Annotated in this window: 10 protein-coding genes and 1 tRNA gene; 5 read left to right on the forward strand and 6 right to left on the reverse strand. The window is 65.7% G+C overall.

Annotated features, from left to right (window positions below; translation table 11 throughout):
• A tRNA-Val gene (locus KBZ07_RS12335) sits at positions 1 to 71 on the reverse strand.
• A gap of 27 nt (positions 72 to 98) precedes the next feature.
• On the opposite strand from KBZ07_RS12335, the gene KBZ07_RS12340 reads away from it, so the two are divergent.
• Together KBZ07_RS12340 and mazG are read left to right on the forward strand one after the other, a co-directional pair.
• Positions 99 to 605, forward strand: a complete 507-nt coding sequence (locus KBZ07_RS12340) for a metal-binding protein (RefSeq protein ID WP_254931891.1) — start codon at positions 99 to 101, stop codon at positions 603 to 605.
• A 45-nt stretch (positions 606 to 650) separates the two neighbouring features.
• A complete protein-coding gene (gene mazG, locus KBZ07_RS12345; protein ID WP_254931892.1) occupies positions 651 to 1,475 on the forward strand; it encodes a nucleoside triphosphate pyrophosphohydrolase in 825 nt (274 codons plus the stop codon).
• Positions 1,476 to 1,554: 79 nt separating this feature from the next.
• Here mazG and arfB read toward each other — a convergent pair whose 3' ends face one another.
• Positions 1,555 to 2,004 carry an alternative ribosome rescue aminoacyl-tRNA hydrolase ArfB gene (arfB, locus tag KBZ07_RS12350; RefSeq protein ID WP_254931893.1) on the reverse strand — a complete coding sequence of 150 codons (450 nt, stop codon included), beginning with the start codon at positions 2,002 to 2,004 and terminating at the stop codon, positions 1,555 to 1,557.
• Between the two features lie 79 nt (positions 2,005 to 2,083).
• Between arfB and speE the strand changes: the two genes are divergently transcribed.
• Entirely contained in the window at positions 2,084 to 2,947 is an 864-nt protein-coding gene (gene speE / locus KBZ07_RS12355; protein ID WP_254931894.1) for a polyamine aminopropyltransferase, read from the forward strand.
• Here the strand turns inward: speE and KBZ07_RS12360 are convergent.
• Together KBZ07_RS12360 and KBZ07_RS12365 are read right to left on the reverse strand one after the other, a co-directional pair.
• Positions 2,941 to 3,339: a cyclic nucleotide-binding domain-containing protein gene (locus tag KBZ07_RS12360; RefSeq protein ID WP_231596566.1), complete on the reverse strand. Its 399-nt coding sequence runs from the start codon at positions 3,337 to 3,339 to the stop codon at positions 2,941 to 2,943. The two genes, speE and KBZ07_RS12360, sit on opposite strands and share 7 nt — an antisense overlap.
• A gap of 106 nt (positions 3,340 to 3,445) precedes the next feature.
• The gene (locus KBZ07_RS12365) at positions 3,446 to 3,643 is read right to left on the reverse strand and encodes a hypothetical protein (RefSeq protein WP_254931895.1); all 198 of its coding nucleotides are present in this window, start codon (positions 3,641 to 3,643) and stop codon (positions 3,446 to 3,448) included.
• 175 nt (positions 3,644 to 3,818) lie between these two features.
• On the opposite strand from KBZ07_RS12365, the gene gcvT reads away from it, so the two are divergent.
• Together gcvT and aspS are read left to right on the forward strand one after the other, a co-directional pair.
• Complete coding sequence (gene gcvT, locus KBZ07_RS12370; protein ID WP_254931896.1) at positions 3,819 to 4,928, forward strand: glycine cleavage system aminomethyltransferase GcvT; 1,110 nt, start codon at positions 3,819 to 3,821, stop codon at positions 4,926 to 4,928.
• Positions 4,929 to 4,969: 41 nt separating this feature from the next.
• Positions 4,970 to 6,793: an aspartate--tRNA ligase gene (gene aspS / locus KBZ07_RS12375; RefSeq protein ID WP_254931897.1), complete on the forward strand. Its 1,824-nt coding sequence runs from the start codon at positions 4,970 to 4,972 to the stop codon at positions 6,791 to 6,793.
• A gap of 41 nt (positions 6,794 to 6,834) precedes the next feature.
• On the opposite strand, the gene KBZ07_RS12380 is transcribed toward aspS, so the two are convergent.
• Both KBZ07_RS12380 and KBZ07_RS12385 read right to left on the reverse strand, forming a co-directional pair.
• Complete coding sequence (locus KBZ07_RS12380) at positions 6,835 to 7,608, reverse strand: MlaD family protein (RefSeq protein ID WP_254931898.1); 774 nt, start codon at positions 7,606 to 7,608, stop codon at positions 6,835 to 6,837.
• Entirely contained in the window at positions 7,578 to 8,252 is a 675-nt protein-coding gene (locus KBZ07_RS12385) for a hypothetical protein (protein WP_254931899.1), read from the reverse strand. The genes KBZ07_RS12380 and KBZ07_RS12385 overlap by 31 nt, the downstream gene beginning before the upstream one ends.
• Positions 8,253 to 8,449 lie beyond the last annotated feature (197 nt).

The following is an 8,449-nucleotide window of genomic DNA, read 5'->3' on the forward strand; positions in this document are numbered from 1 at the left end:
GCGCGATGCCGGGTTCGAACCAGCGACATCCTGCTTGTAAGGCAGGCGCTCTACCGCTGAGCTAATCGCGCTTGTTGGGCAACTTACACCAACCAACCATGGCCAGCGGCCCCAGCCACGACCGAGCAACCTGGGGGCTGTGTCTGCCCTTCGGATTGCTGTGGTGGCCGTGGCAGGGGCTGGCCGGGGCGGCCTGCGCCAGCCTGGCCTTCCTGCTGGGAGGCCTGCTGCTCTCCCCCGACCTCGACACCCGCTCCAATCCCACCCGCCGCTGGGGGCCCCTGCGGCTGCTCTGGTGGCCCTACCGCAACCTGCTGCGCCATCGCTCCCTGCTCTCCCACAGCCCCCTGCTGGGCAGCTGCGGGCGGCTGCTCTATCTGGGCGTCCTGCTGATCGGCCTCAGCTGGCTGGCCCAACCCCTCGGCACCCCGACCCCCGCAGCCCTGGCGCAGCTGGCCCAGCAGCTCTGGCGCGGGCACCAGCCCCTGGTGATCGCGGCGCTGGTAGGGCTGGAGGCCAGCGCCTGGCTGCATCTGGTGCAGGACGGTGATCCGATGCCCAAAACGCCGCGGTTGCTGCGGAGGTGGCACAAACGGCGCCGGTGAGAGGGTGGCGATGAGAGGGTGGCCCTACCGCGCCCCGCCTACTCAATGGGCTCCCCCTCCAGCACCCCGACCCTTGAGGCCCTCGCCAAGCTGATCGCCGTGGTGGCCAGGCTGCGCGACCCCAGGACCGGCTGCCCCTGGGACCTGGAGCAGACCCACGCCTCCCTGGTGCCCTACCTGCTCGAGGAAGCCCATGAGGTGGCCGATGCGATCCGCCATGGCGACGACAGCCACCTGGCCGAGGAGCTGGGCGACCTGCTGTTGCAGGTGGTGCTGCACGCCCAGATCGTCGGCGAGGCAGGTCACTTTGATCTGGCGGCGATCGCCCGCGGCATCAGCGCCAAGCTGGTGCGCCGCCACCCGCACGTGTTCGGCGGCGAACCGGCCAGCTGGGAGGAAATCAAGGCCGCCGAGCGCCTACAGGTCCCCTCCGCCAGCCCGCTTGTTAGCCCGCTGAGCGAGCGCCTGGCCGGCAAGGTGCGCGGCCAGGGCGCCCTGGCCGGCGCCATGACCATCTCCAAACAGGCGGCCGCGGCCGGCTTCGAGTGGGATGACATCGAGGGGGTGTGGGCGAAGGTGCACGAGGAGCTCGACGAGCTCAAAGAAGCTGTGGCCTCAGGGGATCGCCGCCATGCCCAGGAGGAGCTGGGCGACGTGCTGTTCACCCTGGTGAACGTGGCTCGCTGGTGCCGGATCGACCCGGAAGATGGCCTGGCGGGCACCAATCGGCGCTTTCTCGATCGCTTCTCCCGGGTGGAGGCTGCCCTGGACGGCGATCTCCAGGGCCGCAGCATCGGCGAGCTCGAAGGCCTGTGGCAGCAGGCCAAGGCCCAGATCCGGGCGGAGAACGGGCCGCCGGCTGGCAGCTGAGGCGGCAGGCCCGCTGCCGATCTGGTGCCTACAGGAGGTTGTACAGATGTACAACCTCCTGTAGGCATCCATAAACAGCTCAGTCCTCCGGCAGCTGGGGGCGCGAGCGCCGCTGCCCCTTGATGGCGCTGCGCAGTTTCTTGGCGGCGAGGCGGCGCTCTTTTGAACCCCGGGTGGGCTTGGTGGCCCGCCGCGGCGGCGGCGGCGGTTTGATCGCCTCCTGCAGCAGCGCCACCAGGCGCCGCTGGGCGGCCACCCGGTTCTGCCACTGGGAGCGGTGCTCACTGGCGGCGATCACCACCCAGCCCTCCACTAGCCGCCCCTCCAGCCGCCGCAGGGCCCGGGCCTGGAGCAGGGGCGGCAGGGCCGCTGTGGCCGCCAGGTCAAACCCGAGCTCCACCCGGGAGTCGGTGGTGTTCACGTTCTGGCCCCCCGGGCCGGAGGAGCGCGAGAAGCGCCAGCGCAGCTCCGCAGCGGGGATCACCCACCGCCCACTCAGCTGCAGATCGCCAGGCACCCCACCAGTCATCCCCAAAGCCTGTCATGGGCAGCCCAGGGGGATCGGCAACCCGTGATGCGCAAATGTGGAGATGCGATCCTTCCCGTCCATGGCCGACAGCAGCACCCCACCCAGCCCAGGCTGGATCGACGAGATCTTCGACGGCGTGCGCTACGGCCTGGAGGGCACGGTGCTCGCCGAAGCCCAGTCACCCTTCCAGCGGGTGACCATCATCGACAGCCAGCGCTACGGCAAGGGCCTGCTGCTCGATGGCTGCTGGATGACGGCCGAGCGCCAGGAGCGGCACTACCACGAGGCGATCGTGCATCCGGCCCTCTGCGGCGCGACGAGCATCGAGCGGGTGCTGGTAATCGGCGGCGGCGATGGCGGCACCGCCCGCGAATGCCTGCGCCACGCCGGCGTCCAGCAGCTCGACCTGGTGGAGATCGACGGCCTGGTGGTGGAGTGGAGCCAGCAGTACCTGCCCTCAATCGGCGGCGGTTGCTGGAGCGACCCCCGCTTCCAGCTGACGGTGGGCGACGGCATCGCCTGGGCCGCCCATGCGCCCGATGCCAGCTACGACGTGGTGATCGTCGATGGCTCCGACCCGGCCGGCCCCGCCGAAGGCCTGTTCAACCGAGCGTTTTTTGAGCACTGCCGCCGCATCCTGCGACCCGGCGGCGTATTCGCCACCCAAAGCGAATCACCGGAGGCCTTCCGCCAAGTGCACATCGACACGGTAAAGCTGATCCGCGAGGTGTTCGGCTACGCCGACCCGATGTATGGCTGGGTGCCCATGTATCCGAGCGGCTGGTGGAGCTGGACGTTCGCCGCCACAGACGGCCGTCGCTATCTGGAGCCGGATCCCGCCCGAGCCGCGGCCGTCGTCTGTGGCTCGGATATCTGGAGTCCCCGCTGGCAACGGGGCGGCTTCGACGCCATTCCAGCCGCAATCGAGCGAGAGCTTCAGTAGCAGCAGGTGCCGCTGGTGCGCTGCTCGCGCAGGCGTTCATGCTGCTGGCTGATCAACAGCACGGCCAGGGTGGGGTGGTTGTGCAGCAGGTTGAGGAAGCGGAGGCGATCGAGGCGCAGGATTTCCACCGGGGTGCGGGCCAGGGCCTCATTGCGGTAGCAGCCATCGCCCCAGACGATGTCCTGGTAACTGAAGAGCTCGCCGGGCCGGTAGCAGAGTTTTTCCCCGCCTTCGCCAACCAACTCGACGATGCCGCGCCGCGCCCCATAGATGGAATCGGCCCGCTCGCCGCGGGAAAACACCTTGGCACCGGTGGGCAGGGTGAGTATCTCGCAGTCCACCTGGGCCGCCATCAACTCGATAGGGGTGGTGATCGACATGGTTGCGGTCATCTCAGCCTCCTCCGGGAACCATCAGATAACTTAATAACGCAGCATCCCTGCTGCGGCCAGGCAAAGCGGCCAGGGCGAGCAGTCGTGTAAAAAATTTATATCCGCTTCAGCTTTGGCCCAGGACCGCATCCAGGCTGAGTTGCTGATTCGGCAGGGGCCCAGCTAGGGAGCCATCTGTTGCTCCGGCGCCTTGGCCCCCTACCAGCACCGGCAGCCGCGGTGGCCGGGCCGTCCAGTGGTGGCACCACAGCTCGGTGGCCAGCTCGGGGTGGATCTGCAACTGGCGCAGCTGGCACCAGCCCATCTCCGCCCCCCTAGGAGGGGCGCAATGGCGGCAGCTACGACAGCAGGGTCTTTGACCCATCAACAGATCGGGATTTGCTCTCCCAAGGTATGGACGCTTGGCACTGCTGGGAAGCAAGGAACCCGAATCTTTCGAGTTCCTTCGTGATTGCCACGACCCCCAATAGGATCCCCCTATGACCCTGCTGCACACCCCACTATTCGAAGCAGCCCGGGCGGCTGGCGGCCGGATGGTGCCCTTCGCCGGCTGGGAGATGGCCGTGCAATTTGCCGGCCTAGTGGCCGAGCACACCGCCGTGCGCAGCCACTGCGGCGTTTTCGATATCTCCCACATGGGGGTGCTGGGCCTGCGGGGCGATGGCGTCAAAGATGCACTGCAGAGCCTGGTGCCCACCGATCTGTTCCGCATCGGCCCCGGCGAGGCCTGCTACACGGTGCTGCTCAACGAGGCCGGCGGCATCCGCGACGACCTGATCGTCTACGACCGGGGCTGGCGCCAGGGAGCCAAGGGCGAAGCGGCCAGCCATGAGCTGGTGCTTGTGATCAACGCCGCCTGCGCCGACACCGACACCGCCTGGATCCGCAACCAGCTGGAGCCGGCCGGCATCGCCATCGACGACCGCAAGGGCGATGGGGTACTGCTGGCCCTGCAGGGGCCCGAGGCCCAGGTGCGCCTGGAGGCCCTCTGCGGCGAAAGCCTTTCTGGCCTGCCCCGCTTCGGCCACCGGGAGCTGGAGCTGGCGGGGGCCACCGCCTTTGTGGGCCGCACCGGCTACACCGGCGAAGACGGCTTCGAGCTGCTCCTGCCCGCTCAGGCGGGCCTCAACCTGTGGAGCCAGCTGCTGGAGGCGGGGGTCACCCCCTGCGGCCTCGGCGCCCGCGACACCCTGCGCCTAGAGGCCGCCATGCACCTCTATGGCAGTGAGATGGATGCCAGCACCACGCCCCTGGAGGTGGGGCTGGGCTGGCTGGTGCACCTGGAGATGCCCAAGCCCTTCATCGGTCGGGCGGTGCTGGAGCGCCAGAGTGCCGAGGGGGCGGGGCGGCGGCTGGTGGGCCTGGAACTGCAGGGCCGGGCGATCGCGCGCCACGGCTACCCGGTGCTGCACAACGGGGCAGTGGTGGGCGAGGTGACCAGTGGCAGCTGGTCCCCCAGCCTGGGCAAGGCCATCGCCCTGGCCAGCGTGCCCGTCGCCGCCGCCAAGCTGGGCACCGAGCTGGCGGTGGAGATTCGGGGCAAGGCCGAGCCGGCCACCGTGGTGAAGCGGCCCTTCTACCGGCGCTGACGGCGCCGTGGGAAAATCGCGGATACGCTTGCCTTCTCCCCATGCGCAGCCACGGATGCGGCGACCTGCGCCAAGACGCCAGCGGTCAGGCCGTAGAGCTGTGCGGCTGGGTAGACCGCAGCCGTGACCATGGCGGCGTGATTTTTGTCGACCTGCGCGACCGCAGCGGCAGCGTGCAGATCACCGTCGATCCCGACAACGGCGCCGCAATGTTCGCCGTAGCGGAGCACCTGCGCAACGAAACGGTGATCCAGGTGGCCGGCAGGGTGCGCCAGCGACCCGCCGACGCCATCAACGACAAGCTGGCCACCGGCCAGGTGGAAGTGGTGGCGGCCTCCATCACCGTGCTCAATGCCATCAAGGGCAACCTGCCTTTCCCGGTGTCGGTGCACGACGAGGAGAACACCCGCGAGGAGCTGCGCCTGCGCCACCGCTACCTCGACCTGCGCCGCGAGCGCATGGCCCGCAACCTGCGCCTGCGACACAGCACGGTGCAGGCGATGCGCCGCTTCCTGGAAGAGGCCGGCTTCATCGAGGTGGAAACCCCGGTGCTCACCCGCTCCACCCCCGAGGGCGCCCGCGACTACCTGGTGCCCAGCCGGGTGTGCGGTGGCGAGTGGTTCGCCCTGCCCCAGTCGCCCCAGCTGTTCAAGCAGCTGCTAATGGTGGGCGGCATTGAGCGCTACTACCAGGTGGCCCGCTGCTTCCGCGATGAAGATCTGCGGGCCGATCGCCAGCCGGAATTCACCCAGCTGGACATGGAGATGAGCTTCATGGGCCAGGAGCAGATCCTGGAGCTCAACGAGGCCCTGATCGCCAGCATCTGGCAGGCCGTCAAGGGCATCGAGCTACCTCGCCCCTTCCCGCGGCTCAGCTGGCATGAGGCCATGGCGCGCTACGGCACCGACCGGCCCGACACCCGCTACGGCCTGGAGCTGTGCGATGTCTCCGACTTGGTCAAAGACATGGGCTTCAAGGTGTTCAGCGGCGCCGTGGCCGCCGGCGGCGCGGTGAAGTGCATCGCCGTGCCCGGCGGCAACGACGCCATCAGCAACGTGCGGATCAAGCCCGGCGGAGATGTGTTCAGCGAGGCCCAAAAGGCTGGGGCCGGCGGCCTGGCCTTTATCCGCGTGCGCGAGGGCGGCGAGATCGACACGATTGGCGCCATCAAGGACAACCTCCCAGACGACAAAAAAGCCGAGCTGCTGGCCCGCAGCGGCGCCACGCCCGGCACCCTGCTGCTGTTTGGCGCAGGCGACACCGCCACGGTGAATAAGGCCCTCGATCGGGTGCGCCAGTTCCTGGCCCGCGAGCTCGGCCTGGTGCAGAGCGAGCGGCAGAACGACCAGTGGAACTTCCTCTGGGTGGTGGATTTCCCGATGTTCGAGTTCAACGCCGGCGAAAACCGGCTCGAAGCCCTGCACCACCCCTTCTGCGCCCCCAACGCCGCAGACCTTGGGGCAGATCCGGCCGCCTGGGCCAACACCTTGCCCACGGCCCGCGCCCAGGCCTACGACCTGGTGCTCAACGGCCTGGAGCTCGGCGGCGGCTCCCTGCGCATCCACGATTCGGCCCTGCAGCGCCAGGTGCTGCAGACCATCGGCCTGCCCCTGGAGGAGGCCGAGCGCCAGTTCGGCTTCCTGATGGAGGCCCTCGATATGGGCGCCCCACCCCACGGCGGCCTGGCCTACGGCGTGGACCGGATCGTGATGCTGCTGGCGGGCGAGGAGTCGATCCGCGACACGATCGCCTTCCCCAAAACCCAGCAGGCCCGTTGCCTGATGACCCAGGCCCCGGCCGGGGTGGCGGAGAAGCAGCTGGAGGAACTGCATGTGGCTAGCACCTGGACGGAGGAGGAGGGGTGACTCCCTAGCCACCCCACTCTCCGCCTATAAATGGAAAACTGCTACCGATCAAACATGGCCTTGAGTGTCTGAATTAAATCACGCAATACCTCGCTTGTGACTATTACGCTCACGCCTGCTGCGCCAAGCTGATTGACACCTGATTGGCCACTCTGCAAAGTTTCTCGCACTACTGGAGCCGTATCTTCGGTCTCCTTTTGAAGAGCCTTGGCCAAATCAGAAAAAGATCCCGCTCCTTGACGCATGGAACTCAATGTGATGGGGACATCACTGGCAAAGACCTTGCCTGCATTGGCAATTGTTGCATCAAGCCGCATACGGGTTTGCGCCAGGCCTATCAATAATTCCCTTGTATCAAGTGCAGGCTCGAGAGGAAGCTCGAGCGTTGAATCACTTGCCCTATTGACCTGTTTCGGCTTCACCTTTGCTAGATCTGGGGTTATAGAAATAAAAGAATCCCCAATAAGCCCCTCCTGATCTACCCTCAAAACGCTAGATGGGCCGATAAAACTTGCATAGCTTGGGTCCACATCAAGCTTTCCAATTATACGGGCATCGCCTGCTATCGAGAGAGTCTTGAGCCGACCAACAGTCAAACCAGACAACTTGACCTCCATGCCAGGGCTCAAGGATTTCGCCGACTTAGCCACCAAGGTGATCCGCAATGGCTTTTGCCACCAGGAAATCCAGCCCTGCTCCAAGGCCAACCCTACCAATGTGGCGCCGAGGAGCGCGAGGGTAATGGAGCTAAAAATCCAACTATCTCGCTTCATTCCACCATCTTTCAGAAAATCATTTGGCGCACAAAGATCCAAGCAATTTTTGTCACCATCACAGCAGCAAACGCATGGACAGTCACCGAGCTGATCACAAGGGCAATGGGCTTGCCCTTGCCGATGCTAGACCTAGATTCTACCAAGGCCCATGTACTTGCGACCATACCATAAACACTTGCCTCCAGGCTTGAGAGCGCCAAGTCTGCGGGCTTTACGGCAGCAAAAACAAGCCGGAATTCACCAATCACATCCTGGCGAGAACTAATTAATACGCCAGCGACAACGGAAGCCAGAAGAAAATAAAAGTTCAAAATAGCGCCGGCAATTGCTGCAGGCACAACGACCCTCAGCCAAGCGGAACCCATCCCGAGCCGATAATACCGAACCCAATAGGGGCTCAGCCTCACGGTAATCAGCAGGGCACAGGCAATCGGCCCTGCAAGATTTAACGATGCATTAACCAGCAACAGGAGCCCAAACGCATTTGACTGGTGTAGCTTTTCGGCAATAAATACACTTCCAGCACCCACAAATAGGCCAGCTAATATTGCCTCATCGGCGCAGTGCTTACCATCTCTTTCGATGGCTCGCAGCAGGGCCATAAGCCTCTTGATCACAAGCCGCTTGATCACAAGCCTGGATTCCCCGTGAGCGTTCAGGTGTCGCGGTGCCAGCACATCCATCTCCAGGGGCAGCTCAGCCGCCTGACGGGAACGCCGGTGGCCTGCGGAACAACAAAGCTCAACACAGGGCGGCCAGGCCCCACCGACCAACTAAAACGGAATTATTACGCATAAGTCCCATGGCCTCCAAGCCAGCCGCTCCCGCCGGCGCTCCCCCGATCGACATCGGCATCCCGGAAGCCCAGCGCCTCCAGATC

Source organism: Cyanobium sp. BA20m-14 (assembly GCF_024346295.1).

Coding starts and splice junctions, on each gene's coding strand:
- mazG (WP_254931892.1), top strand. CDS start 651: ATGGGCTCCCCCTCCAGCACCCCGACCCTTGAGGCCCTCGCCAAGCTG.
- gcvT (WP_254931896.1), top strand. CDS start 3,819: ATGACCCTGCTGCACACCCCACTATTCGAAGCAGCCCGGGCGGCTGGC.
- aspS (WP_254931897.1), top strand. CDS start 4,970: ATGCGCAGCCACGGATGCGGCGACCTGCGCCAAGACGCCAGCGGTCAG.
- KBZ07_RS12365 (WP_254931895.1), bottom strand. CDS start 3,643: ATGGGCTGGTGCCAGCTGCGCCAGTTGCAGATCCACCCCGAGCTGGCC.
- KBZ07_RS12385 (WP_254931899.1), bottom strand. CDS start 8,252: ATGGATGTGCTGGCACCGCGACACCTGAACGCTCACGGGGAATCCAGG.
- KBZ07_RS12340 (WP_254931891.1), top strand. CDS start 99: ATGGCCAGCGGCCCCAGCCACGACCGAGCAACCTGGGGGCTGTGTCTG.
- speE (WP_254931894.1), top strand. CDS start 2,084: ATGGCCGACAGCAGCACCCCACCCAGCCCAGGCTGGATCGACGAGATC.
- KBZ07_RS12360 (WP_231596566.1), bottom strand. CDS start 3,339: ATGACCGCAACCATGTCGATCACCACCCCTATCGAGTTGATGGCGGCC.
- arfB (WP_254931893.1), bottom strand. CDS start 2,004: ATGACTGGTGGGGTGCCTGGCGATCTGCAGCTGAGTGGGCGGTGGGTG.